24 protein-coding genes are annotated in these 26,014 nt (G+C 55.1%); 16 read left to right on the top strand and 8 right to left on the bottom strand.

Translation table 11 applies throughout. The features are described 5' to 3' along the window. Window positions 1-15: 15 nt before the first annotated feature. Entirely contained in the window at window positions 16-900 is an 885-nt protein-coding gene (locus tag NI000_RS05385) for an RNA polymerase sigma-70 factor (RefSeq protein WP_253408474.1), read from the bottom strand. Between the two features lie 271 nt (window positions 901-1,171). Here NI000_RS05385 and NI000_RS05380 point away from each other — a divergent pair, with 271 nt between their 5' ends. Then, window positions 1,172-2,044: a lipoate--protein ligase family protein gene (locus NI000_RS05380; protein WP_253408472.1), complete on the top strand. Its 873-nt coding sequence runs from the start codon at window positions 1,172-1,174 to the stop codon at window positions 2,042-2,044. Window positions 2,045-2,061: 17 nt separating this feature from the next. Here the strand turns inward: NI000_RS05380 and NI000_RS05375 are convergent, their stop codons facing one another. After that, window positions 2,062-2,790 carry an alpha/beta hydrolase gene (locus tag NI000_RS05375; RefSeq protein WP_253408470.1) on the bottom strand — a complete coding sequence of 243 codons (729 nt, stop codon included), beginning with the start codon at window positions 2,788-2,790 and terminating at the stop codon, window positions 2,062-2,064. A gap of 216 nt (window positions 2,791-3,006) precedes the next feature. On the opposite strand from NI000_RS05375, the gene pdhA reads away from it, so the two are divergent. The 4 genes from pdhA to lpdA are packed head-to-tail and all read left to right on the top strand — an operon-like array spanning window position 3,007 to window position 7,896. Beyond that, on the top strand, window positions 3,007-4,077 hold the full coding sequence (gene pdhA / locus NI000_RS05370; protein ID WP_253408468.1) for a pyruvate dehydrogenase (acetyl-transferring) E1 component subunit alpha: 1,071 nt from the start codon (window positions 3,007-3,009) through the stop codon (window positions 4,075-4,077). Between the two features lie 20 nt (window positions 4,078-4,097). After that, window positions 4,098-5,078 (top strand): alpha-ketoacid dehydrogenase subunit beta, encoded by a 981-nt coding sequence (locus NI000_RS05365; protein ID WP_253408466.1) that lies wholly within the window; start codon window positions 4,098-4,100, stop codon window positions 5,076-5,078. Between the two features lie 34 nt (window positions 5,079-5,112). Further along, window positions 5,113-6,471, top strand: a complete 1,359-nt coding sequence (locus NI000_RS05360) for a dihydrolipoamide acetyltransferase family protein (RefSeq protein WP_253408464.1) — start codon at window positions 5,113-5,115, stop codon at window positions 6,469-6,471. A 6-nt stretch (window positions 6,472-6,477) separates the two neighbouring features. Beyond that, complete coding sequence (gene lpdA / locus NI000_RS05355; RefSeq protein WP_253408462.1) at window positions 6,478-7,896, top strand: dihydrolipoyl dehydrogenase; 1,419 nt, start codon at window positions 6,478-6,480, stop codon at window positions 7,894-7,896. A gap of 924 nt (window positions 7,897-8,820) precedes the next feature. Here lpdA and NI000_RS05350 read toward each other — a convergent pair. Next, complete coding sequence (locus tag NI000_RS05350) at window positions 8,821-9,072, bottom strand: YkgJ family cysteine cluster protein (protein ID WP_253408460.1); 252 nt, start codon at window positions 9,070-9,072, stop codon at window positions 8,821-8,823. Window positions 9,073-9,338: 266 nt separating this feature from the next. On the opposite strand from NI000_RS05350, the gene NI000_RS05345 reads away from it, so the two are divergent. From NI000_RS05345 to NI000_RS05305, 9 genes are all read left to right on the top strand, one after another. Further along, complete coding sequence (locus tag NI000_RS05345) at window positions 9,339-10,715, top strand: extracellular solute-binding protein (protein ID WP_253408457.1); 1,377 nt, start codon at window positions 9,339-9,341, stop codon at window positions 10,713-10,715. A gap of 61 nt (window positions 10,716-10,776) precedes the next feature. Continuing rightward, window positions 10,777-11,661, top strand: coding sequence for a carbohydrate ABC transporter permease (locus NI000_RS05340; RefSeq protein WP_216796292.1), 885 nt, complete (start codon window positions 10,777-10,779; stop codon window positions 11,659-11,661). Between the two features lies 1 nt (window position 11,662). Next, complete coding sequence (locus NI000_RS05335; protein WP_054976296.1) at window positions 11,663-12,490, top strand: carbohydrate ABC transporter permease; 828 nt, start codon at window positions 11,663-11,665, stop codon at window positions 12,488-12,490. A 317-nt stretch (window positions 12,491-12,807) separates the two neighbouring features. Then, window positions 12,808-13,422: a TetR/AcrR family transcriptional regulator gene (locus tag NI000_RS05330; RefSeq protein WP_253408455.1), complete on the top strand. Its 615-nt coding sequence runs from the start codon at window positions 12,808-12,810 to the stop codon at window positions 13,420-13,422. Window positions 13,423-13,456: 34 nt separating this feature from the next. Then, on the top strand, window positions 13,457-14,662 hold the full coding sequence (locus tag NI000_RS05325; protein ID WP_253408453.1) for an HlyD family secretion protein: 1,206 nt from the start codon (window positions 13,457-13,459) through the stop codon (window positions 14,660-14,662). Then, the gene (locus NI000_RS05320) at window positions 14,643-15,797 is read left to right on the top strand and encodes an ABC transporter permease (RefSeq protein ID WP_253408451.1); all 1,155 of its coding nucleotides are present in this window, start codon (window positions 14,643-14,645) and stop codon (window positions 15,795-15,797) included. The genes NI000_RS05325 and NI000_RS05320 overlap by 20 nt, the downstream gene beginning before the upstream one ends. After that, entirely contained in the window at window positions 15,794-17,638 is a 1,845-nt protein-coding gene (locus tag NI000_RS05315; RefSeq protein ID WP_253408449.1) for a hypothetical protein, read from the top strand. The genes NI000_RS05320 and NI000_RS05315 overlap by 4 nt, the downstream gene beginning before the upstream one ends. Before the next feature lie 193 nt (window positions 17,639-17,831). Next, complete coding sequence (locus NI000_RS05310) at window positions 17,832-18,338, top strand: GNAT family N-acetyltransferase (RefSeq protein WP_253408447.1); 507 nt, start codon at window positions 17,832-17,834, stop codon at window positions 18,336-18,338. A gap of 40 nt (window positions 18,339-18,378) precedes the next feature. Next, on the top strand, window positions 18,379-19,287 hold the full coding sequence (locus tag NI000_RS05305; RefSeq protein WP_253408446.1) for a polysaccharide deacetylase family protein: 909 nt from the start codon (window positions 18,379-18,381) through the stop codon (window positions 19,285-19,287). Between the two features lie 76 nt (window positions 19,288-19,363). On the opposite strand, the gene NI000_RS05300 is transcribed toward NI000_RS05305, so the two are convergent. After that, the gene (locus NI000_RS05300) at window positions 19,364-20,686 is read right to left on the bottom strand and encodes a 6-phospho-beta-glucosidase (protein WP_253408444.1); all 1,323 of its coding nucleotides are present in this window, start codon (window positions 20,684-20,686) and stop codon (window positions 19,364-19,366) included. Then, entirely contained in the window at window positions 20,683-21,666 is a 984-nt protein-coding gene (locus NI000_RS05295; protein ID WP_253408442.1) for an N-acetylglucosamine kinase, read from the bottom strand. The genes NI000_RS05300 and NI000_RS05295 overlap by 4 nt, the downstream gene beginning before the upstream one ends. Window positions 21,667-21,895: 229 nt before the next feature. Between NI000_RS05295 and NI000_RS05290 the strand changes: the two genes are divergently transcribed. After that, window positions 21,896-22,687 (top strand): GntR family transcriptional regulator, encoded by a 792-nt coding sequence (locus NI000_RS05290; RefSeq protein WP_253408440.1) that lies wholly within the window; start codon window positions 21,896-21,898, stop codon window positions 22,685-22,687. Window positions 22,688-22,758: 71 nt separating this feature from the next. On the opposite strand, the gene NI000_RS05285 is transcribed toward NI000_RS05290, so the two are convergent. Next, the gene (locus NI000_RS05285; protein WP_253408438.1) at window positions 22,759-23,568 is read right to left on the bottom strand and encodes a helix-turn-helix domain-containing protein; all 810 of its coding nucleotides are present in this window, start codon (window positions 23,566-23,568) and stop codon (window positions 22,759-22,761) included. 145 nt (window positions 23,569-23,713) lie between these two features. Here NI000_RS05285 and NI000_RS05280 point away from each other — a divergent pair, with 145 nt between their 5' ends. Beyond that, window positions 23,714-24,163, top strand: a complete 450-nt coding sequence (locus tag NI000_RS05280; RefSeq protein ID WP_253408436.1) for an SRPBCC family protein — start codon at window positions 23,714-23,716, stop codon at window positions 24,161-24,163. Here the strand turns inward: NI000_RS05280 and NI000_RS05275 are convergent. Then, window positions 24,157-24,531, bottom strand: coding sequence for a hypothetical protein (locus NI000_RS05275; RefSeq protein WP_253408434.1), 375 nt, complete (start codon window positions 24,529-24,531; stop codon window positions 24,157-24,159). The genes NI000_RS05280 and NI000_RS05275 overlap by 7 nt on opposite strands. 160 nt (window positions 24,532-24,691) lie before the next feature. Further along, window positions 24,692-25,879 (bottom strand): acyltransferase, encoded by a 1,188-nt coding sequence (locus NI000_RS05270; protein WP_253408432.1) that lies wholly within the window; start codon window positions 25,877-25,879, stop codon window positions 24,692-24,694. Window positions 25,880-26,014: the final 135 nt, after the last annotated feature.

Raw genomic sequence — 26,014 nt, 5'->3', positions numbered from 1 at the left:
TGCAGCTGCAGCTGTCTAAAGCTCCGAGGGTTCCGGCAGATGGTTCAACTTATCCGGATTGTTCACAAAATACATCGTCCGGATCCGCGTATCTTCGAATTCGAACAAGATGGCGATGCGGGAGCGGGAGCCTTCAACCAGCAGCCCGGCTCCGCCGTTGAGCGCAACGGGAGCGCTCCGCGTCAGGACGGTGCCTTTGGACGCTATGCCGAGCAGAAAGGCAGCGATTCGGTCTGCGCCGAGTATCGGCCGGAGCGCCGCGCGCACCTTGCCGCCGCCATCGGAATACAGGACGGCATCCTCCGTCAGCAGATGGATGAACTGAAGCACGTCTCCCGTGCTGACCGCCTTCAAAAAGCTGCGGACGAGCGATTCCGATTCCGGGAGGCAGGGCTGAGGGGGGCGGGCCTCTGCAGCATGCAGTTTTTGCTTCAAGCGGCTGTATGTTTTACGGCAGGCGGCTTCGCTTTTATCCAGCATGTCGGCGATTTCTTTATAATCGTAATCGAACGCTTCGCGCAGAACGAAAATCGCCCGTTCAACCGGGTTCAGCTGCTCCAGCAGCAGCAGAAAAGCAAAGGAAATGTCGTCGTTCCGGGCTGCCTGCAGCAGCGGATCATCCTTGTCCGAAGTTTGCAGCGGCTCGGGAAGCCACGGCCCGACATATACTTCCCTGCGGGAGCGGGCGGATTTGAGCTGATCGATGCAGCGGCGGGTAACGGATTTGCACAAATACGCCTTTGGGTTCTGAATCGCGCCCGGGTCCGTGCGGGATACGGCCAGAAACAGATCGTGGATGATATCCTCCGCTTCGGACACCGACCCCAGCATCCGGTAGGCGATGGAAAACAACAGCGGTTTATACTCGGTATACCAGTCTTCCAACGGAAGCTGCGTCATGGGCGGGTTCTCCTTTGCGGTAAAAATCGAACTGCCGGCTTCAGCGCGGTTCGCTCATAAGAAGATAAGACGAGACGGCGGGCAGGTTTGTGACAAGTCCTTTCCATTGTAGCACGGATCGCTTTCCGGCGGCAGAAAAACCGGGCCTTTGCCGTGAGCACACAGGGAGGGGTGAAACCGGGTACTTGCAACGGCCGCCGGACCCTTTTAGAATGGGGGTAGCTTAGACGAGCCCGCGAAGCGGAATCAGGAAAGGAGCGGGTTAGCCGCTATGGACAAGCAAGAGATGACGCAGCCGCAGAAGAACGGGCTTTCGGATCTGCTGCTGCTGGACCGTTCGCAAGACGTAACGGAGCAGGACGTGCTGTACCCGTTTGCGCTGGAGGAGCTGTTGTGCAAGCACGTGGGGGAAGGCGGGGCGCCGCTGTGCCATCTGTGGCGTCACCCGCGCGCGTTCGTCATGGGTCTGCGCGACAGCCGGCTGCCCGGTGCGGCAGAAGCGGCCCGGCATCTGGAGGCGCAAGGCTACAATGTCGTCGTCCGCAATTCGGGCGGCGCGGCGGTGCCGCTTGATTTGGGCGTCGTCAACGTGTCGCTGATCATGCCGAAGCGCCGGGCCGGGGAAATCGACTTTCGCGACGACTTCGAACGGATGTTCGAGCTGATCCGGCTGGCGCTTCAAGCGACCGGATGCGAAGTGCGCAAAGGGGAGATTGAAGGGGCCTACTGTCCCGGAGATTACGATCTGAGTATCGGCGGCCGCAAATTTTGCGGCATCGCCCAGCGGCGACAAGCTCATGCGTACGTCGTGCAGGCGTTCGTTATTGCCGAGGGGGCCGGGGCGGAGAAGGCGCAGCAAGCGCGCGAATTTTACGAGCGGGCTTCCGCCGGCGCGCAGGATATCGATTTTCCGCAGGTGACGGCCGACAGCATGGCCAGCTTGGAAGAGCTGACCGATCTGGGTGGCGGCGCGGCGCTCAAGTTCATCGAGGCGGTGAAGCGGGTCGTGCGCGAGCGTCAAACCCCCGAAGGGATGGAGCGGGCGGCTGCGGGACTGTGGGTCCCGGAAGCCTCCCGGGTGCGGGAAATGGCAGCTATGCTCCGCGAGCGTTACGGCATTCGCGGGAAGGAGTCCGGGGAATAAGAGGCTTTGTAACGGATTCAGGTCAAAAATCGCTTCAGCATGCCCGGCAGTTCATTTTGCCAGAAGCCCCAAATGTGTTTTCCCGGCTTTTCTTCATAATGCAGCGAACAGCTTCTCGTGACGAGGAGCTGTTTTGTTTTGCGGTTCGCTTCTACGAAATCGAATGTCCCGCGCTCCGTCGTCACTTCCGTCTCGTCGAGCCCGATGACCATGGACAGCTTCAGCCACGACAAGTCGTCCTCGGCTTCGATCCGCTCCTGCGTCGATTGTAAAAATGCGCCGGACAAGGATATAACTTGGCAAAAAAGGCTACGATAATCTAAGGCAAGATGCAGCGATACGGTGCCTCCGAGCGAATCGCCGGCCAAGATCCGCTCGTTCAAATCGGCGCGGACCGGGTAATGATCTTCTATAAACGGGATCAGCTCTTCGGCAAAAAACGCGCAGTAAGCGGCGAAACGCTCTCCCTCGGGCGCGTACTCGGAAGTGCGGACCGTTTTGTCTACGTCTACGCCGACGATGATGGCGGGCTCCACATTATCATCGAAGATAAGCCGGTTCATCGTCGTGGCGATGCGCCCGAAATTAAAAAAATCTTCGCCGTCCTGGCAATAGATGACAGGATATGACAATAGCTCGTTGTAGCCCGGCGGAAGGTAAATGCGCAGCGATCTTTCCTGCCCGAGAGCGCGGGAAAATACGGTTTCTTTTACGATGGTACGCTTGTAGTACAAGCTGTCGTCCATGTGACAAACCTCCCAGTGTATTATAATAGTTTTATGGATTTTATTAATCTGTATTATTATTTTTTAGAAACTGTTATATACGTCTAATCGAAAAGAAATCATATTTTACAAGTATGTTCTTGTGCAAATCACTAAAACAGGTTTATAATAATACTATAACAGAAACACCCCAATTTCGACATCCCTTCAAAATCTATCGCTGAGGTGAATATGGAAATGAGCAAGCCTTATGTTGTGGGCGTACAGGAAGTACAGCCGTTGTCCGTTCTGGGCACCGACGGTACCGTTACGAATCCCGAAGCTATGCCGAATCTGACGGATGACCAATTGAAAGAAATAATGCGCCGCATGGTGTTCACGCGTACGTGGGACCAACGCGCTGTCAATTTAACGCGTCAAGGACGCCTCGGATTTTATGCGCCGGTTTCCGGCCAGGAAGCAACGATGATCGGCAGCGAATTCGCGCTGAACAAAGACGATTTCATCTGCCCGGGCTACCGCGACATGCCGCAACTCGTATGGCACGGTCTGCCGATGTACCAAGCGTTCCTTTATTCGCGCGGACATCAGCACGGCGGACAAATTCCGCAAGACGTTCATGTTCTCATGCCGCAAATCATCATCGGCGCGCAATATTTGCATGCGATGGGCGTGGCGATGGCATTCAAACAGCGCGGAGAGCAGCGCGTTTCCATTACGTACACCGGTGACGGCGGTTCGTCCGAGGGCGATTTCTACGAAGCTATGAACTTCGCGGGGGCGTTCAAGCTGCCGGCGATTTTCATGGTGCAAAATAACGGCTACGCCATTACGACGCCGTTCTCCAAGCAAACGGCTGCGCTTTCCGTAGCGCACAAGGCGGTTGCTGCGGGAATCGAAGGCGTACAAGTCGACGGGATGGACGTGCTCGCGGTAGTCAAAGCCGTTCAAGACGCAGCGGAGCGCGGCCGCAAGGGCGAAGGCGCGACGTTGATCGAGGCGATTACTTACCGGTTCCTGCCGCACTCCATGTCCGGTGACGACCCGTCCAAATACCGCACAAAAGAAGAAACGGCTGAATGGGAGCTTAAGGATCCGCTGAACCGCTTCCGCGCGTATCTCGTTTCCAAAGGCTTGTGGTCTGAAGAGGAAGAAGCCAAAGTCGTCGAGGATGCGAAAAACACCGTCGCTGAGCAGATCAAGAAGGCCGAAGAAACGGAAAAAATGACGGTTCCGGGCTTGATCGACAGCATGTTCGAAACGACGCCGCAGCATTTGGAAGAGCAAAAAGCGGATTACTTAGCGTAAAAGGGGAGGAACTTTCAGCCATGGCTCAAATGACAATGATTCAAGCGATCAAGGACGCGATGCGAGTCGAGCTCCAGCGCGATCCTAACGTGGTCATATTCGGGGAAGACGTAGGTAAGGTCGGCGGCGTATTCCGCGCAACGGAAGGCTTGCAGGCCGAATTCGGGGAGAACCGCGTATTCGATACGCCGCTTGCGGAATCCGCGATCGGCGGGATGGCGGTCGGGATGTCCACTCAAGGCTTCCGTCCGATCATGGAAATCCAGTTTGTCGGCTTTATTTTTGAAGCGTTCGACCAAATCGCCGTACAAGCGGCGCGCATGCGCTATCGTTCCGGCGGCCGTTACAACGCGCCGATTACGATCCGTACGCCTTTCGGCGGCGGCGTTAAAGCGGCAGAGCTGCACACCGACCCGCTGGAAGGGCTGATGGTGCAAACGCCGGGTATTAAAGTTGTCGTGCCTTCTAACCCTTACGATGCGAAAGGGCTGCTTATTTCGGCGATTCGCGACAACGATCCCGTGTTCTTCATGGAGCATCTGAACTTGTACCGCTCGTTCCGCGCGGAAGTGCCGGAAGGCGAATATACGGTGCCGATTGGCAAGGCGAACGTCGTTCGCGAAGGCTCCGATGTCACGATCATTACTTATGGCGCCATGGTACACACTTCGCTCAAAGCGGCCGAGGAGATCGAGAAGACGCGCGGCGCGAAAGTCGAAGTTATTGACCTGCGTACGCTGATGCCGCTGGACATCGACACCATCGTCGAGTCGATCAAGAAAACGAACCGTGCGATCGTCGTGCAGGAAGCGCAAAAAACGGCAGGTATTGCGGCGGAAGTTATCGCGCAAATCAACGAGAAGGCGATTCTGCATCTCGAAGCGCCGGTGCTGCGTGTAACGCCTCCGGATACGGTGTATCCTTTTGCGCAAGTCGAGGATCAATGGCTTCCGAATCCGGCCCGTATCGTCAAAGGCCTGAATCAAGTACTGGATTTCTAATATTTTACTAAGACGCGAGGACGGTGAGTAACCGATGGCAAACTTTGAATACCGCTTTCCCGAGCTGGGCGAGGGCATTCACGAAGGCGAGATCGTGAAATGGCACGTAAAACCCGGCGATACGGTAAATGACGAAACGATCCTGATGGACGTTCAGAACGATAAATCGACGGTGGAAGTACCTTCTCCGGTAGAAGGGAAAATCATCGAGCTCAAGGTCTCCGAAGGTACGGTATGTACGATCGGCGACGTGATCGCCGTCATCGAAGTGACCGGCGAGGTGCCGCAGCAGGCCCATGGCCACAGTGAAGCGCCGAGCGCTGCACAAGCGGCGACTCCGGCGGCAGCGGAAGCTTCGGCTGCGCAAGGCGGCGCAGAATGCGCGGTTGGCGGCGCCGTAGCGGCGAACGTGAACGCCTCGAAGCTGGATACGCCGATGGCCGGCGGAGCCCAAGCGGCTGGCAGCGCTGGCGAAGTGCTTGCGACGCCAAGCGTACGCAAGCTGGCGCGCGCCAAGGGCGTCAACATCGCGGAGGTTACCGCGACAGGCAAGAACGGACGCGTGACGCGCGAAGACGTGCTCGGCTTCGTTTCCGGCGGCGGTGCGCCGAAAGCGGCTGATGCACCGGCGGCAACGGCTCCGGCAGCAAACGCGGCTGCGCCTTCGGCAGCAGCGTCGGTCAGCGGCGACCGCGAGGAAGAGCGCGTACCGCTGAAAGGTATCCGCAAGGCGATCGCGAATGCGATGGTCAAGAGCGCTTATACCGCTCCGCACGTGACCCTGATGGACGAAGTCGACGTGACCCGTCTCGTTGCACTGCGCGAAAAAGCGAAGCCGGTTGCCGAGAAGAAAGGCGTCAAGCTGACCTACCTGCCATTCATCGTGAAGGCATTGGTGGCGGCATCCCGTCAATTCCCGGCGATGAACGCCATGATCGACGAAGAGAAGCAGGAAATCGTCTACAAAAAGTACTACCATGTCGGCATCGCGACGGATACGGACAACGGTTTGATCGTACCGGTCATCCAGGACGCGGACCGCAAAAATATTTGGACCATTGCCGCCGCGATCAAGGATCTTGCAGTACGCGGCCGCGAAGGCAAGCTCGGTCCAAGCGAGCTCAAAGGCTCCACGATTACAATTACGAATATCGGCTCCGCCGGCGGCATGTTCTTTACGCCGATCATCAACTTCCCAGAAGTGGCGATTCTCGGAACGGGCCGCATCAGCGAGAAGCCGGTCGTCAAAAACGGCGAAATCGTCATCGCTCCGGTCATGGCCCTGTCGCTCAGCTTCGACCACCGCATTATCGACGGGGCTACGGCTCAAAACTTTATGAACTATATCAAGCAGCTGCTGGCAGATCCGGAACTGCTTGTCATGGAGGTGTAATCCGAGATGGTAGTAGGAGACGCATCGGTTGAAATTGACGTTCTGGTCATCGGGGCCGGCCCCGGTGGCTATGTAGCCGGTATCCGCGCAGCTCAGCTTGGCAAAAGCGTGCTGATCGTGGACAAATCCGAACTTGGTGGCGTGTGTCTGAACCGCGGCTGCATTCCGTCCAAGGCGCTGATTTCCGCGGCGCATCATTTCGAAGTGATGAAGCATGCCACGTCGATCGGGATTTCGGCGGAGAATGTGACCGTCGATTGGCCGAAGATCCAAGAGTGGAAAGACGGCATCGTCAAGAAGCAAAGCGGCGGCGTAGGGATGCTGCTGAAAGGGAACAAGCTGCAAATCTTTAACGGCGAGGCGCTGTTCATCAACGAGCATGAAGCGCGCGTCTTCAACGATAACGAAACGGCACGTTACCGTTTCAACTACTGCATTATTGCGACAGGCTCCCGTCCGATCGAGCTGAAGGCATTCCCGTACGGCGGACGCATTCTGTCCTCGACCGAAGCGCTGTCGCTTAGCGAGCTGCCGAAGAGCCTCGTCGTCATCGGCGGCGGTTATATCGGTATCGAGCTGGGGCAAACGTATGCCAAGTTCGGCGCGAAAGTGACGGTGCTGGAAGGCTCCGACTCCATCCTGCCGGGCTTCGAAAAAGAACTGTCGCAGCCGGTGGCCCGCAACCTGAAAAAGCTCGGCGTCGAGGTCGTCACTGAAGCGATGGCTCAAGGCTGCGAGCAAACGGATAAGGACGTGACGGTAACCTACACCGTCAAAGGCGAAGAGCATAAAATCACCGCGGACTACGTGCTGGTTACCGTCGGCCGTCGTCCGAATACCGATGGCGACTTGTCGCTGGAACTTGCAGGGGTACAGGTCGGCGAACGCGGCTTGATCCAAGTGAACGAAAAATGCCAAACGAACGTTCCGCATATCTACGCGATCGGCGATATTGTTCCGGGCATGGCGCTGGCTCACAAAGCTTCGTATGAGGCGAAAGTGGCGGCAGAATCCATTGCCGGACTGCCGAGCGTTGTAGACTACAAAGTTATTCCGGCCGTCGTCTTCTCCGATCCGGAAATCGCCGGCGTAGGCCTCAGCGAGACCGAGGCGAAAGCCAAAGGCATCAACGTATTTACCGGCAAATTCCCTTATGGGGCGAACGGCCGCGCGCAATCGATGAACGTGACGGACGGCTTTGTGAAGCTTGTCGGCGACAAAGACACCGGCCTTTTGATCGGGGCACAGGTGGTTGGCGCGGAAGCTTCCAACCTGATCGCTGAGATGACGCTCGGCATCGAGATGGGCGCTACGCTGGAAGACATTGCAATGACGATTCACGCACATCCGACGCTTGGCGAAATCACGATGGACGCTGCCGAAGGCGCGCTCGGTCATCCGATTCACCAGCTGGCAAAAAAATAAATCCGTATATCCAAAAACCGAGGCGATACCGGCTTTAGAGCTGCGTCGCCTTGGTTTTTTTATTTTATTTCAAAATTTTTTCAGACGATTGATTTGAAACTATAAGCCTACTCCCAGAGGCATATTTACTTATAAAGATTTAAAGGTAATATTGAACTGTAAATCCATAATTTTCATTTTACATTAGCGGAACGAAGGAACTCGGACAAGGCGCCGTCCGTTTCCGATACAACATATGCAGCTTAAACGATTTCAAATCTAATTATGCGGGAGAGTGTTTGAGGTGAGTTTTAGCTTTCAAGGACAAGGGTTAAAAAAATTAATCGCAATACTTTTGAGTGCAGCTTGTTTCACGGGCTTGGGTACGAGGGAAGCTTTGGCCTCGCCCTATCAGACGTATTGGGATTGCAGCGATAACCTTTATGACTGTCAAGCGGCCGATCTGGTGCCTGAACTTGCACAGCTAGCGCACACTGTTAGAATCTATATTCCCGAAGGGAAGGTCATATCATACCATTACAAGGATCTCAGAACGAAAAATATGTATGATAGTTCATACACGGAAATTTTAGTTTCATATGACGACCGGGGTCAACAACGACAAGTTGCTTCTGTGAATATCCCTGTAGGGGGCGAAGCCGGAGGAGATCTGATTGCGCCGAGATCGGACTATTATTATCTTACGATACAATGTTATTATGGAGGCAATTGTGACGGCTCAGGTTACTTACGCACATCGAAATAACATGATGCGGCCTTGCTAAGCGGTTTGCTCTGTTGCTTGTGATACAAAATGTATCCATTCGGGGTTGCAGCTCAATTTCTTCGCATCGGTAAGAATAGGGGGATGCTTTCATAGCCGATGCAACGTTCTAACCATTTCCATAAGGCTGATGAACTTCAAGAGAGCAGGCCGTCCCAGCCTTAGCTTGTCGCCCGCTCCAGTGCTTTCAAATACGCATAGGCCTCTTCGTTCGAATGGCCGCACATCTCTTCCGAGGCTTGTAGGCTGCCGCATACGGCCGGGCGTTCCGGGCTCCCGAACAATCCGCAGCGGTTATCCGCCGTGAGCTGGACGCAGCGAACCCCGGCAGGCTTGCCTTCCGGCATGCCCGGAATCGGCGAGGAAATCGAGATGACGATGCAGCAAGCGGCGCATCCGACCCGGCACTCCATAGTTCTTACCTCCTATTCTTTCGCGCTTCAACCACGCTCTACGACTCATTTTCTTATTATACCATATTCGTTAAGAAGATCGGGGAAGCCTGCGGGCTTTCCCTTATTTATTAGAAATACGCTATTAAAAATGGAAATAAATAATAAGTAGATAATTTTATCCCACCAAAGTTGAAATGTATACCTGTGACGCGTCATGGCGCGATTTTATAATAAAAGCAAGGTGAAGGTCACCGATACAAATATGGACTTAGGGGGATTCCCAGATGAAGAAAAGTGTACTTTGTTCCGCAAGCGCAGCGCTCTTGCTGACCACCGTACTGGCTGGCTGCGGCAGCTCTGCGCCGGCTGCGAATAACGACAAAGACAAAGGCGCGGAGGCCGGCAAGTCGACAGCCGGTACGGAGGCGAAAGCCGGCTCGTTCCAAATGACGGTGCGCCACATCAACGTCCGGGACACGGCGAAATCGACGCTCGAACTGCTGCAGAAGGTGACGGCGAAAACGGAGCAGGAAGTTCCGGGACTCAAGCTGAACCTCGACGGCGTCGAAGATACCGTCAACCGCGATGTGAAGCTGAAAGCGGAAATGTCCTCCGGCAAGCCGCCGCATATTTTCAACTTATTCGGCGGTGCGGATACCCAGAACTATGCCAAAGCAGGCCATTTGCTCCCGTTGAACGATATTCTTAAAGAGCTTGGTTTGTCGGACCAATTCTACAACCTCAGTGAATTTACGGTAGACGGCAAAATCTACGGTCTGCCGGAATCGGGTTATGTGGAAGGGTTCTACTACAACAAGAAAATGTTCCAGGACGCCGGCGTACAGGTTCCGAAAAACTGGGAAGAGTTCCTCAAAGTCTGCGAAGCTTTGAAAGCGAAAAAAATTACGCCGATCGCGTTGGGCGGCGGACCTGAGAGCGCTTGGGCCATCAATATGCTCGGTAACAGCTTGTTTGTCGGCTTAGGCGGTACCGAGCTGCAGGAAGGCTTCAAACCGGGCAAAACCAAGTGGACTGACGCTCCGGTTGTAGAAGCGTTCAAGCGGATGAAGGAATTGAAGGAAAAAGGCTACATCGATCCTAACGTGTTGGGGCTGAAATATGCCGAAGGTCAGGCGAAGTTTTACACAGGCCAGGCCGCTATGCTGTTTGACGGCACATGGGCGACTTCCGCAGTGCTTGACAAAGAAAAATCGACCGTGAAAGACAATGTCGGCTTCTTCCGTCTCCCGGATGTGGGCGGCAAAGGCGACGGCTACATCAACGGCGGCTGGAGTAACGGCTACGGCTTCTCCGCTCACCTGAACGACAATGAACTGAAAGCCGTGAAAACGTTCATCAAAAACTTCTACACGGTTGAAAATCAAGCCGATCAGCTCAACAAAGCGAACCGGATTCCGGCCATGAAAAACGTTAAAGGCTCGAATGACGCGCATCCGCTGGTTAAAGAAATCAGCGACGCTCAAGGGTCGTCCAAAGGCGCATTCCCGGCGTTCGACGCTTTGGTTCAGCCGAAAGTGAAGGTAACGCTTGAAACTTCGATGCAAGAGCTGCTAGGCGGACAAATCGCACCGGAGAAAGTAGCCGAACGCATGCAAAAAACGCAGGAAGAAGCGAATAAAGCCGACGGCGAAAAAAAATAAACAGCTAAACGAGGGTGCCGCCATCGCGCGGCGCCCGCATTTTGCTATCGGAGGGTGATCCATGAATAAGGTGCTGAGGAATCCGGTGGCCTACTTGATTTTTGTCGTCCCGGCCCTGGTTTTGTATGTGACGTTCTATATCGTCCCGCTGTTCTCGTCTTTAAGATATTCCGTCACAAGCTGGAACGGGATTAACGAACCGGTGTTCAACGGAATCGATAACTTCCTTAAAGCGCTCCAAGACGAAAAGTTTTGGATCGGATTTAAAAATAACGTCTATTTTGTCGGATTTTCGCTTATTATTCAGGTTCCGATTATTATCGCGGTCGGCATTATCATCAGCAGGGCGAAAAAGATGTTGGGACTTTATAAAGTATCGGTATTTTTGCCGAGCGTGCTGTCGACGGCCGCCGTTGGGATTATATGGCAATTCATATACCAACCGGATGCCGGGCTGCTCAATCAGCTTCTCCGCGCTACCGGGTTCGCCGATGTGGCCAAGCCGTGGTTAGGAAACCCGGATACAGCTATGACTGCGGTGCTCGTAGCGAACGCTTGGCAGTGGACCGGATTTTATATTGTTCTGGTGCTCGCGGCCATCTTCGCGATTCCTTCGGAAGTGCTAGAGGCGGCGGAAATCGACGGCGCCGTCGGCTTCAAAAAGGCGTGGCACATCACCGTGCCGCTCATTCGATCGGTCATTGTCGTCGTCATGCTGCTGTCGATCACGGGCGCGATGAAGGCGCTGGATATCGTATTGATTATGACCAGCGGCGGACCTTTCGGCAGTTCGGAAGTCATGGCCACGTATATGTACAAGCAGGCGTACTCGGCCGGCGAATACGGTTACGCCAATGCCATTGCGATTATCATTTTTGTGTTTACGTCTGTTGTCACGCTCATTTTCCATCTGTTCTCACGCAGGGTAGAGGAGGTTAAATACTGACATGAAGAAAGCGTTGGCCAAAAGTATTCCTCATCTCGTCCTGATTCCGTATGTGCTTATCGTCGTTTACCCGATTTACTTCATTGTGATCTCGTCTTTAAAGAAAAATAACGAGATCATCACGAATCCATGGGGCTTGCCTTCGGAGTTTTCCTTTTCGCACTATGAGAGCGCGCTGACGAATTCGCATTTGGGCACGTATTTTATTAACAGCCTTTATATCGCTACCATCGCTACGGTCGGGTCCTTGCTGCTTGCCATGGGGATCGCCTTCGCGGTCACGAGAATGCGGTTTCCGTCGATCAGCAAGCTGGTGTACGGGCTGCTGCTGCTCTCGCTGCTCATTCCTCCCGCTTCGCTGCTGATTCCGCTGTATATTATGGTGAAGGACATGGGGCTGTACAACACCCCTTTGGCGCTCATTATTCCGTATATGGCGTTTGGGATCCCGTTAACCGTCTTTGTCGTAGCGGCTTTCATGAAAGCTATTCCTACCGAGCTTGAAGAGGCCGGCATCATGGACGGGCTGTCCGCTTACGGTTTGCTGTTCCGAGTTGTGTTCCCGCTGTCGCTGCCGACGCTCGTTACAGTGTTTATCATTAACTTCCTCGGCCATTGGAACGAATACGTCATGGCGAACCTATTCCTGTCTACACAGACGCTCCGGACGCTGCCAGTGGCGGTCGTCGGGTTTGCGGACAAATTCAACATGAACTATGGCGCCCTGTGCGCTTCGATCAGTATCAGCGTCATCCCGATCATTATCATCTTCACCTTTTTGCAAAAACAAATTATTGAGGGCGTCACGGCGGGTAGCGTAAAGGGGTAATCGCCCCTTCTGCCCGCCTTCGCTGCGTCAAGCTTCGAAGCTCCGGCCGCATTCGGCACGGGCTTCTTTGCGTTCGTCCGAAATTCTCCCGCTTAGGCAAGCGGCGAGTCGGACAAGCCGGCCGGGCTGGCGCACGAATGGACAAGCGTCCGGCACTGTAGGAAGCGGGATAGCGGATACCTGAAGCTGCCAAAAAAAATGGTTAGTTTTCTATTGACAGGTTAGATTATCCAGTATAAAATACCAATCAGAGATCGCTTGAACAAATGTTCAAAACAAACGTTCAAATTCGTGTTCAAATCGAAAGGGAGGTCTTCATGAAACCAGAAGCGCAGGGAAAAGACGTCAAGCTGAAAATATTGAACGCCGCCAAGAAGCTGTTCGCAAAAAAGGGCTTCGAAGGCACGACTGTGCGGCAAATTTGCGATGAAGCGGGAGTGGCGCTCGCTTTGGTGTCTTATCATTTCGGCGGCAAGGAGAATGTGTTCTACGCACTGTTCGAAACGTTTGCCCCGGCGTTCCTGGCAGCGGAGTACGACCTCGAAGATCCTGTGCAGGATTTGCAAGCGTTCGTCCGGGAGTTTGCGCTCTTCCGCTTGGCGGAGCCGGAGCTGATCAACATCCTACAGCAGGAGGTCATGATGGAGAGCCCGCGGCTGGAGAAGCTGCAGACGATCATTCATGTGCTATGGCGGCAGCTGCGTCTCATTCTTGAAGCGGGCAAAACCAAGGGGCAGTTCGAGTTCGATTCGACCCGCCATACGGTGCATTTTATCGTAGGTACGCTTGTGTTTTCGCGCAGCAGCCCGTTTCTGGACCCCGTATTTCAGGACGAGAATGAATCGAACCAGACTACGGCGGCAGAGACCGAAAAAATGGTTGTGGAACTGACAACCAAATTCATTCTTAACGGAATCAAAAGCAAGATATAAAGAAGAGAAGCATCGGGAGAGGGGAACGGAGGAAATGAAGAAACAAGTGGCGGCGATCGTCGTATTGGCATTAGCGCTCAGTGGAGGAGGTTGGATGCTGGCGGCACAGGGCAAGGATGCGGTAACGCTGGCTTCTTCCAATAAAGGAAGCATTCTGACGGCAGAGCAGGTGAATGCTTCGTTTCAAGGCGTTGGCGGCAAAATCATCGATCTGCCGATCAAAGAGGAGCAGACGGTGCGCAAGGGCGACGTGCTGATGACGCTTGATCCGACGGATATCGACCTGCAGCTCCGCAAAGCGCAGGCCGATGTGGAGGTTACGACCTTAAAGATCAAGCAGGCGGAAGACGGCATCCAAGTCGCCCAAAGCAAGCTGGGCAATGCGGTGAAGCAGGCGCAGCTCGGCTTGTCGCAGGCGGAGACGCAGGAGGCGCAGGTAGCGGACGGAGCGAGAAGCGAGGACATCGAACGGCAGAAGCTTGCCGTCGCGGCCTCGGAGGAAGCCTACACGCATGCGCTCAAGCTGTATAACCAGCTGCTCAATACAGAAGAGACGTACGATAATAATCCGTATTCGTACAAGGATCACCGCGACGCGGTCGAGAATGCGCGCAGCCAGGTAACGACGCTGGAGAATGCGAGAAACCAGCAGAAAGCCGTTTTGGATAAAATGCTCGCCGGCGCTACGGATAAAGAACGCAAGCTGGCGGCGCTGCAAGCGGACCGCGCTAAGGCGGTCGTCGAGCAGCAGCAGCTCGCCGAAGGCGATATCGCGAACCAGCGAATCGGCATTGAGGCGCTGAACAAGCAACTGGAGCAATTGAACATTTTGATGGAATCGCTGAAGGTGCAGAAAGACCGCTTTACGCTGCGTGCTCCGGCTGATGGCAAAGTGGTCAAAATCATGCCGAAGACGGGCGAGAATGTCGGCTCCGGGATGCCGGTCGTCTTATTGGAAACAGGCAAGCTCTATTACGACTTGTATGTCGATGAGCGACAAGTTGGCAAATTCCAGGCCGGTTCCGTTGTTCCGACGCATTTTGCCGCACTGCCGGACAAAGTAGAGGGCAAAGTGCAGTTCGTCACAGCCGCGCCGCAATTCGCCGCGCTTCGCATGAGCCGGGAGAAAGGTACCGCAGATTTGAACTCGTTCCAAGTGCGTGTTTACGTAGAGCGGACCGACAAGCTGCTGCCGGGCATGACAGCGGAGGTACAAGTCGATGAAATCCCTGCTCGATGAAACGAAATACGCGCTATCCGGCAAATTCGTCCTGGCGATTCTGATCGCTCCGCTCATCGTAGCGGCGCTATTCGGCTACATGTTCAAGAACGGTCAAATCAACGAAGCGCCGATGGCGGTCGTCGATGAAGACAACAGCTTGTACAGCCAGCAGTTTATCGACAAGGTGAACGCGTCCCAATATGTGAACGTCGTGGACGTGTTCCACGAGGCGATCCCGCCGGAAAAGCTGATGGCCAATGAAAAATATATGGTCATTATGTATCTGCCGCGGGGGATGGAGCAGTACCGTTTCCAAGGGAAGCAAATTAATATAGGTCTGCTCATCGACAACTCGATGCCGTCGGCTATCGGGAACATACGTTCCGGTATGCAGGAGCTGATTACGATCGAGAACACGACGCTGTCCGTAGGGAAGCTGAAGGTCATGGGCCTCGGCGACGATGCGGCGATGGGGATCGCCTCCCCGCTTTCGCTGCAGCAGCGGCTGCTGTTTAACCCGACTTCCGATTTTATAGGCTTTATGGTCATCGGCTTCGTTAATGTGGTGGCTCTGGGAATTACCGCCATCGCCGGGGCATCCATCGTCCCTCGTCTGCGGGTGGAGGGCCGGCTGGAGGAGGCGCTTCGTTCGCCGATCGGGCTCTGGTCGCGCGTACTGCCATATGCGGTGATCTCCTGCGTAAGCTTGATGCTGGCCTTCGGACTTCTGAAGCAGCTTGGCGGGTTGAGATTTGTCGGAAATCCGCTGGAATTTCTGGTTCCGCTGCTGCTCTACACGCTGACAGTTACGCTGATGGGTATGGTCGTCGGTTGGACGGCGGCGGACCCGTCGAAGGTGGCGCTTCGCACCTATGCGATTGTATACCCGTCCTTCATGCTGTCCGGTGTGCAGGTGGCCACGATTATATTCCCCGGGCCGATTCAAGCGGTCAGCAACATGCTGCCGCTGACCTGGCTGTTCAAATTCATTCGGGGCATCGGTTACCGCGGCGGCGCGCTTGAATATTTCGCAAGGGAACTCGGTGTATTTATAGTGATGATCGGCGTGATGTCGCTTGCCGTCGGTTTGCTGACGATGTGGGAGACGCGCCGGGTTAAGGTAAATTCAACAGTGGGAGAGGTTGCAGCATGACGAATTCGAACCATCAATGGAAAAAAACGGCACTATCCGTCGTTTTGACGGCTTCCCTGCTTGGCACGGCGTCCATTCCGCCTGCCATGGCGGCTTCGGCCGCGCCGGAAGCTGCGGTAACGGCGGACGCGTCGAAGGCAGCTTTGGGCGGCCAAGCATCCGGCACGATCGCCGGAACGCCGCAGCTGCAAAGCTATGCGCTCACGGATAAGCTGCAGGTCGAAATCAAGAGCTTGCTGAACGAAACGACCAGCGAAGGCACGCGTATCGCTGCGGTCGTGCGGGTTCGGAGCTCGGACGCCAAGGTGGCGAAAATTCCTGACCTGGAGCTGCGGGTCAAAACCGCCGGCGGGTATGAGTATCCGATGCAAGCGAGCGTGTTTAACGCCCATGCCATTCGTCCGGGCACGACCGAGGAATTGAACTTCCTCGTCAAGGTGGACCGTCGGGACCCGTCGGAGTTGACTGAACTCGTCTGGTATGCCGTCGATTGGTACTCGTATCCAAAGAAGGAAACCGTGCAGCTCACAGTGCCCGTGAAAGGGCAGGAATGGACCGGACCGCTGTCGAGCTTCACGAACTCCGCTTCATCGGTGCTCCCGTGGGAGCGCTCCTTTACGTTAAGTCCGGCGCTAGAATCGCCGCTCGTCTACACGCCGGTTTCAGTGAACCGCGACAATACGCAGCAAGGCCCGGTAACGACGGTGAAGATGCGCGTGGAGAATCCATCCGCGACCAAAGAGGCTGTTCCCGATTTTAGCATAGACGGCAGATCGAACGGGAACGGAAGCACCGATAAAACCGTCTTCCCAGGGAAACGGGTTGAGGCATCGCCGCTGGTGCTCGAACCGAAGGAGCAGCGGTATATCCATTTCGCCATCCCGACCGATAAAGATACCGTGCTCACGAGCTTCAATGTGCTGACTCGGGAAACGTTCCGCCAGGTTGATCCAAAGACTCCTCCAGTCGAAGTTCCCTACAACGTGGGACGCTATCAAGTGGCGCTGCCGGTCACGAGCCGCACGACGGAGTACAATGCAGCCAAGCCTTACGAGTTAGGCCAACCGTTCGTATTCGACAGCTTGTCCGATACGATCGATCCGCACCTGTCGGTATCGATGGTTGAGTTCCATCGTCATCAGAATGACGGCGAAGGCTATCAGACCGTGATTGCGAAGCTGCTGCTCACGAATAATAGCGATCTGCCGGTTCCGGTGCCAACGTTCCAGACGAAACTGATTACGGCGCAGGGCATGACGTATTCCGGCAACCGTCAAGCGGGGGCCATTGCGGAAATTATGCCGCAAACGAGCTATGCCGTAAGCTATGCGTTCAACATGCCGACAGAGAACCAGGACGAGCAATACGTTCTGAAGTTCACGGATGCGAAGACGGCAGCGCCAGCCTCGACGGCGATCGGAGCGTACCGTGTGGCCATGCAGGAAACGAAGCTGAATGAGGAAAATATGTCGTTCTATCCGTTCAATGTCAAGATCAACTACTGGACGCTGAACGCGCGGACGAGCACAACGCCGGGCAATCCAATCACTTATACGTACCGTATGAAGCTCGATATGGACATTACCCGCAACGAGCATGTCGTGGTCGATCCGAACTCGTCCAAAATGATGTTTGAGCTGGTAGATAAGACGGGCAGAATATTGTCGACCAAGTCGCTGCCGTTCAGCGGCGTCAACCGGTTGATCAGCGGCGTACAGTTTATTCAGTTCGATACCCTGCGTACCGAAGAGCACGAGTATCCGCTGGATATCAATATTTACGAAGTGATCACGACCCCGACGGGCGAAGCGAAGCGGCTTGTCGGCGTTTTGAAGCAATAAGGCGTTTTTTAACGGATTACGGCATACCCAAAGAAGCAGGTTCTCTCAGCGAGGGCCTGCTTTTTTATAATGATAGAAAGGCTTCGATAAGAAGCTTTTCTTATTTTAGGCTGGCGATTCAGAAGCTGGTAAGCGTATGATAAAATAACAGCATGTGGAGTTCTATTCCGAACAAAAGATGGAGACATATTCGATGCGCTGCGATACAAATGAGACAAAGGAACAGGAAGTTCAGCTTCGTTTTTACCGGCGCGAGCACGATGTGGCACTCCGGGCGTTTGAACTTCCGGAAGAACAGGCCCAGTTTACGGCGCTCCCTGGCGAGGTGCTCGAGGCTTCGTTAAATGACGAGAACCAGTATCCGGTCGTTATATTGGCCGGGGATATGCCGGTCGGCTTTTTTGTCTTGCATCGTGGTGAAGTGACTGTCCCGTTTTCCGATAATCCGAATGCGATTCTTCTCCGGGCATTTTCCGTCGATCGGGCTCATCAAGGACGCGGTTATGCCAAACGGGGCATGCAGAACGCGGCCGCTTTTGTAGCGAAGCATCTCCCTGGAGTGGAAGAGATCGTTTTGGCGGTTAACGAACGAAACCTTGTTGCCAAGCGGCTGTATGAAGCATCCGGGTTTCGGGATACGGGAAGGAAGCGGCAGGGGCCGATCGGAATGCAGCACATCTTAAGCCTTTCCTTGGAGTAATGACGTGCGGTTCAAATGATCCGAATAAGGAGAGATTGGCATGAATACTGCCGAAGCATTGGGATACCGCAAGAGCGACAGACTGCTAATCGTCAACGCCGACGATTTCGGAATGTGCCATGCCACGAACGAAGCGGTGCAGCAGCTGCTATTGGAAGGCGCCGTTTCGTCAGCCACGGTCATGATGCCCTGTCCATGGGCCAAGGAAGCGGTGAGTTGGGCGGCACAGCATCCGGCTTGCGACGTCGGCGTGCATCTGACCTTCACCAGCGAATGGCCGACGTACAAATGGGGGCCGGTTACCCGCTCAGGCCCGGTCGCTTCGCTCCTGACGGCGGAGGGCTATTTTCCTGCGGACAGCGCGACCGTCGAACGCGAAGCGGACCCGGACGATATCCGCCGGGAGATCGTGAGCCAGATCGAGCTGGCGCTGCGGATGGGCCTGAATCCGAGCCATGCAGACAATCATATGGGGAGCTTGTACGGGCTGCATACGGGCCGGGACTTTCTGGAGATCGTCCTGGACGTTTGTGCCGCCTACGGGCTGCCGTTCCGCCTGCCCCGGTTTTTGGAGCCCGGCGACCCGGGCATTCCGCCGCAAGCGTACGAGATTGCGGCGGCGCGGGCAGCGCTGGCGGACCGAAAGGGCGTCGCGATCATCGATCACCTGCGTAGCCTACCCTTTGTGCAGGGGGCGGGGGAGACGTACGAATCGTTCCGGGACGACATGGCGGCGTTGCTTCGTTCGCTGAAGCCCGGCATCACGGAAATCATCATTCATCCTTCGCGAATCAACGAAGAGCTCAAGGCTATCCATTCTCACTGGGAAAAAAGGGGAATGGAATTCGAGGTATTCCGCGATCCGGTCATACGTCAGGTGATCGCTTCCGAAGGCATCCGTCCGATTCGCTGGTCGGATCTGCAGCGTCTTATGCGAAAGCAGGCTTAGCTTGAGCTCCAAAATCAAAAGATCCCGCCTAGTCTCCGAAAGGAGCCGGCGGGATCTTGTTTGTATAGGGGAACCTTTAACGCTGCCAGTGGGCAGGAAGCTCCGCTTGGTTTTCCCGCAAAATATCGTCCAACACCGACTTGGCCAGCGAAGCGGAGCCGACGAGCGGATGGAGGGTCAGCGCTTGAAGCGCGATGCCGTAGTCCCCGGTGACGGCAGCTTCGACCGTCAGCTCCTCATAAGCTTTTACGGCTTGCAGCAGCCCGCGGATTTTCGCGTCGATCGGCGTCGTAAGCTGCACTGGATGGGCGCCGTTCGCGTCGATCACGCAGTTCACTTCCACCGAGACGTCGTCCGGCAGGCAGCCGATGATGCCGTTGTTGCGTACGTTGACGGTTTGGATATCCTTTTTGTTGTTGTAAATGGAAGAGACCAGATTCAGCGCCGCTTCGGAATAGTAGGCTCCACCGCGTTTTTCGAGCTGCGGAGGTTTGACGTTCAGGTTCGGGTCTTTGTACATCTCGAACAGCTCGTCCTCGACCTTCTTCACGGCTTCGGCTCGTGTGCCGGTCGTTTCTGCTGCATGGAGCTGCTCTTTTAGCATCTCGTCGCGCAAATAATAATAACGGTGGTAAGCGCACGGAAGCGAGCCGAGAGATTTCAAAAATTCGAGATCCCAGCCGAAATCCGGGATGTTTTTCATCGTAAACCCGCTTTGTCCGCTTGCCGCTTGGAAGAGTACCTGCTGCGTCACATCGACGCCGTCCACGATCACGCGGGTCGTCCAGTTCAGATGGTTGATGCCGATCATCTCAATATCGACTTGAGAGACGTCGACGTTCAGCGCCTTGGCGATCTGCATCCGGGTGCCGATCGGCAAATTGCAGAGCCCCATCGTTCGGATACTGGAATGCTTCAGCACGGCTTCCGTTACGATTCCCGCCGGATTCGTGAAGTTGAGCAGCCAAGCATCGGGCGCAAGCTCTTCCATGTCCTTGCAGATATCCAGAATGACCGGAATCGTCCGGAGCGCCTTGGCGAAGCCGCCAGCGCCGGTCGTTTCCTGCCCGATCAGATTATAGCGCAGCGGAATGCGCTCGTCCCGGGCACGGGCGGTGAGCAGGCCGACGCGGAGCTGAGTCGTGACGAAGTCGGCATCCCGGATCGCCTCCCGGCGGTCCAGCGTTAAGTGGAGATTGATCGGAACGTTCGCTTTTTCCAGCATGCGCTTGGCCAGGTTGCCGACGATTTCGAGCTTTTCCTTGCCTGCTTCGATATCGACCAGGTACAAATCTTTCACGGGAAGCTCGGGATACCGTTTGATGAAGCCTTCGATCAATTCCGGCGTGTAGGAAGAGCCGCCGCCGATAACGGCTACTTTTAACGATTCCTTTTTCATGCTTCATACCCTCCGTAAGCTGCAAATTTGGAATGAATAGATTCGCCTGACGCCAGACCCAGATGGTCCATGCCAAGTAGGACGGCGCCGTAAACCGGAGCCATCTCCGGAATGATCAGTTCGATGGAGCCGTGCTCCTGCCGGACCGTCTCCTTCAAAGCGGCTAGCAAATGCGGATTGCGGCCTTTCTGCACGACGCTGCCGACTAGCACGATCGGAATCGTTTCCTTCCGGAAGCCGCCCAGCCGGCGGATGACCGAGCACGCCGCAATGCCGAGCTCCCGGCCGGTCTCCTGCAGGATGCGGATCGCGAGAGCGTCACCTTCGTCAGCCGCCTCGTGCAGCACGATCGTGAGATTCCCCTCCCGCAGCGAGTAGATGTCCCGGTCCAGAAAATCGTTCACCATCTGCTCGACGGTGTCGAAGCCGAAATAACGAGGCACTTTGTACTGCAGAACGGACGGAATTTCCCGGTATTCCCAGGAGCGAACCGACGCTTGGAATGTCCGCGTCGCCATATAGTGGCTGCCAGCGGCGTCGCCGTACAGCGTTCCGAGGCCTCCGGTTTGAATCGTGCGGCCTTCCTCGTTGCGTCCCGCCGCATTCGTGCCGCTGCCGCAGACGAGCACGACGCCCGCATTGTCCGGACAGCCGATGCGAAGGCCTTCCATCGTATCACAGACGACGTCCCAATTCGCGAAAGGCAGCGTTGCCAGCGCCGGACGAAGAATCGAGAAATCGCGCTCCCGGTCCGCACCCGCAAGGCCGTACTGGACGAAGGCGATATCGGCATAGGTCAGGCCGGCCCCTTGGACCGCCAGCTCCACCGATTGCCGGATATTCCCCAGCGCTTTATCGATGCCGACAATCTGGTGATTGCCGCATCCGGCAATGCCGCTTCCCCGCTTGTTTCCTTGCTCGTCGATAACGACCGCGTACGTCTTGGTTCCGCCGCCGTCTACGCCGATGATATAGCGCATGCTGAAGCCGACTCCTTTCCTTCTCTAAGAAGTATTTGTTATTACAAATATTATTAATTTGTATTTGTCACTACAAATTTAACACGCCTTCCGAGCGGCGTCAACGGGTCATTTTTCGGATAAAACAGGCCCTTGAATACCTATCTTCAACGTTGTATTCTATAGTTGTATCTAAATTTGTATCGAATGTATGGGTACAATGACTATGGTTTCTATCGGAGGTTTCAACGTGGCAAAAACGAAAGCGGATGCTCCGCTCTATCATAAGCTGAAAGACCGCATTCTGGAGCTGATCGAGTCGGGACGGTACCGGCCAGGGGACCGCTTGCCGACCGAATACGAGCTGTGCGAGCAGTTCGAGGTGAGCCGGACGACGGTGCGGCAAGCGCTGCATCATTTGAAGCTGGAGGGGCATATCGAGCAAACGCAAGGCAAGGGCACCTTTGTTGCTTCTTCCAAAATTCAGCAGCCGCTGTCCAGCTACATCAGCTTTGACGATTACATGAAGCGCCTGGGCCTATCCGGCGAAACGAAAGTGCTGGAATTCGCCGTGGTGCCGGCAACCGCTCAGTTGGCCAAGATGCTGCACGTCGCCGAAACGGACCCGCTCTTCAAGCTGATCCGCATGCGCTATGTAGACCGGACACCGTTGAAATATTCCATTACGTATATTCCGTGGAAAGTCGCGCCGGGTCTTGCTTTTGAGGAAATTCAAGGGTCGCTGTACGACGTGTTCCGCAGCAAGTATGGGCATCAATTAAGCAAATGCGTCGACTGGATCGAGCCGATCCTGACCGACGATCAATACAGCGAATATTTGGAGGTCGCCGTCGGGGCTCCCGCCTTGATGGTCCGTTCGGTTACCTATGATACGGCGGGCACGCCGCTGGAGCATTCGCAGGAAATATTCCGCGGCGACCGTTCGAAGTTCGTGCTGGAGCGCGATCTCCAGTCGCCTTCCGCCAAGTACACGGGACTGCTGCCCGACCCGTGGCAGCACGAGCCGGACGGCGCCGAATGACTCCGGAGCACGACAAAGCGGCCCGGTTCCAACGAACTAGACCTGCTCCACGCTTGTCTTGCTTATTCGGGCTAGCCGGAATGATGCTTTCTTACGTATTGCTCCGGCGACGGCCCCACGATCGATCTGAAATCGCGGATGAAATGGGACTGATCGTAGTAGCCGAGCGTCAAGGAAAGCTGCGACCAATCGGGAACGTAGCCATGGTGCATCTGCTCGGCCGCTTCATGAAGCCGGTAGCGCCGAATGACCCATTTGGGGCTTACGCCGACATAGCGGTCAAACAAGCGCTGCAGTGTCCGCTTGTGCACCCCGGTTTGGCGCACGGCGTCATCCACTTTGACGATGGTCCGGTCGTTTCGGATGCGGCTGACGATGTCGCTCACAAAGCTGACGTTGTCGTCCGGCGCCGGGAGCCGCTCGCCGAGAAACGTTTCCATCCGGCTTAGCGCCGGCTCGATCTCCTCTTGGGCAAAAATTTCTTTCTCTAGCGGCCCACTGTCCATACCGAACACTTCGCGGAAGCTGACGGAGCTGTCCGTCAAACGGGACACCGGCTCGTTCAGGAAAGGATAGAAGCCTCCGGGCTTGAATTTCAGGCCAAGCACCCAGCCTCGGTCCTGCAGCAAATGCGAGGAGGTCGCGCTGGCCACGCCGTAAATGCGCGTAAGCTCCGGTTCGAAAACCAGGTTGACGTTCGGATGGGTCAATACTGTCTGACGATACGGCGCTTCTCCGCGCAAGTCCCACTTGACGATCCAATAATGCTGCACGAAAAAGCCAATCTCCGTCGAAGGCTGGAAACGGGACAGCACAAACTTTGTTTCGCCGGTTTTCGGATGCAATATTCCTCTGGGGGTCTCGTCGGCCGTCCTATGCATCAAATCTCTCCCTTGCTCCGTGTGGTGGGAAAATCGTTCTGTCGCGTTTTTCCTATACGCTTGTCCGCAGCCGAATGTATAGTAAGAGTAGCAGTCGGGGCGTCCGATTGCAATTCCAAATTCATTGATGCGCGGAGGGATAAGGATGGATCTTGTGTACCATTACTATATCGGAGCGTCGCCGGAGGACGTTTGGCAGGTATTGATTTCGGACGAAGGTGTGAAAAAGACGATGTTCGGCTGTACGATCCGTTCCACTTTCGAGGTCGGTGCCGATTACGCGTATGTGGGACCCGGGAACGACGGCGACGAGACCGTCCACGTCTACGGCAAGGTGCTCACCATCGAGCCGAACCGTCTGTTCAGCGTGACCGAGCATGCCGGACCGTCTTACCGGGAAAACCACGCCGAGCTGGAGACCCGGATCACGTTCACGCTGGAGCCTATGGGCAGCTGCACCAAGCTGACGCTGGTCAACGACCAGTGGCCGGCCGACCACCCGTCGTACGAGAACACCCGGCAAAGCTGGCCCATGATTTTGAGCAACATCAAAACCTACGCCGAAACGGGCAAAACGCTTGATTTCGGTTATTGATATCGTGTCAAACGGGACGGAGACTTGCTTCGTTCCGTTTTGCTTTCTGCGATTTTTGCGGCGGCATAAGCAACGATCAGAAGGAGCGTAATCCAGACAGACCGTTCGAAGGCGATGCGAAAGCGCGCTTGCGTCAATAGGCCGTCGCCGATGATAAAATAAGCCACCCGATTGGAGATGCATAAGCCTCCGTCATGCATGCCGGGAATCAGATTGTAAAAGTAGTTCTGCCCCAGACCGAAGTTGGCGACAAGCGATAACAGCACCGACAAGAGCAGGGCCGTGGAATAGACGGCCTTCGCGCCCAGCCGCTTGAGCACGCCTGCGACCAGCAGAACGGCAAGCAGCGTCAGAGTCGCATAAAGCATACGGCGACCCTCCTTTTGCTAAAAGATGTCATCTCTTTCAGCATAGTGGGAACGAAGTGGTGTGACAATGACGCGCCGCTGACAATTGGATTACAAAAGCAGGTGCCGGGCGAGGCTCGAACATCTGCTCCGCGACATGAAGCTCCCGAATTTAGCGATTTTAGCCCTTCATGCTGCCAGCCGATAGGCCGGGGACTGGCTGCGGTTTCTTTTTGGCTTTTCCCAAACCGGTCATCCATTGCCCGAGGAACGGAATCCTGGACAGCACGAATGTGGCCAGCACCGACATCGCCGAGCAAAGAATAAAGGCAAGGATCGTGCGAAGCGTGACGTTCACCTGCGGAAGCAGTACGTCAGAGAGCAAGGTAGCACAGGTCAGCATCAGCGCATGGATCAAATAAGCGCCATAGGAATAGTGGCTGACAAACCAGAGCACACGGCGCGTAATCCCCTTCGCGGATTCGGCGACCCGTATGCCGAACTTATATGCCACAAGAATCGAAACGATCAAGAAAACCGCCGTCACCGGGCGCAGCAAAAGCAAGTCCTCGTAGTGATTCTGAGATGCGGGGTTATTTTCGAAGCCGGCAACGACACGATACGTCAAGTAAGCGGACAAGCTAAAAAAAACGGCATACACCAGCGGCCCGTTGCGTCTCAGCCATTCCCTCCAGTGCGTTAGCGCCAAACCGGAGACCGCTCCAAGGACGAAGTAGTAGAAGAAATAGAGCGAGTTGCGGTCTGCATATTCGGTCAGCATCGGAGTCAGCAACGGCAGATTCCATTGCTCCGCCGCCTGGTAAATCGGCCATATTAGAGTCATGCCATACACATACACGGCAGCTAAAAGCACCATGGCGGCGATCGCGCGCGCAGATGTCAAGATACGACTTTGCACATTCCGGATCACCCAACGCCAAAGCGGAAACGTCACGTAAAACGGAATGATCATCACAATATACCACAAGTGATACGAGGCTTTGCCGGTGAATGCCAGCCCCGCGAACTGCTGTATGCCTGTGAAGAGGCCGGTGCTCTGCAGCAATGCAGGAGCAGCATAGATGAGGGACCAGAATAAATACGGGATGCCGATGTCCTTCAGCCGCTTTTGCAGAAACGAACCGTAACGAAGCGGCCCGTCATAATTGTAAAACAGCACGAGACCTGTAATAAAGATGAACACCGGAACAGCAAATTTGGAAATAAGAAGAAAAAGTGTAAACATCACGCCATCCGAAAGCGTTGTATCCGGCTCGGACAAATAGTGGCCGATCGAGTGCTGCAGCACAACGGCCAGAAAGGCGAGCGCCCGTAAAACATGTATTTCTTCAATGTTGTTTTTTTTCATTTCTATCTTCTCTGACCCCCTGATGACAATAAACCTGCTGCTATGATTCAAACAACTCTATCATTATAGTGCAAAACATAGCGTTTATGAAAGAAATGACGGGTTCGGATTTCTGGAATTTTAGGAAAAATATCC

It is taken from the genome of Paenibacillus tyrphae (genome assembly GCF_024158745.1).
In the GTDB taxonomy this organism is placed as follows: Bacteria; Bacillota; Bacilli; order Paenibacillales; family NBRC-103111; genus Paenibacillus_G; species Paenibacillus_G tyrfis_A.
This window is presented reverse-complemented; position numbering and strand designations above follow the sequence as displayed.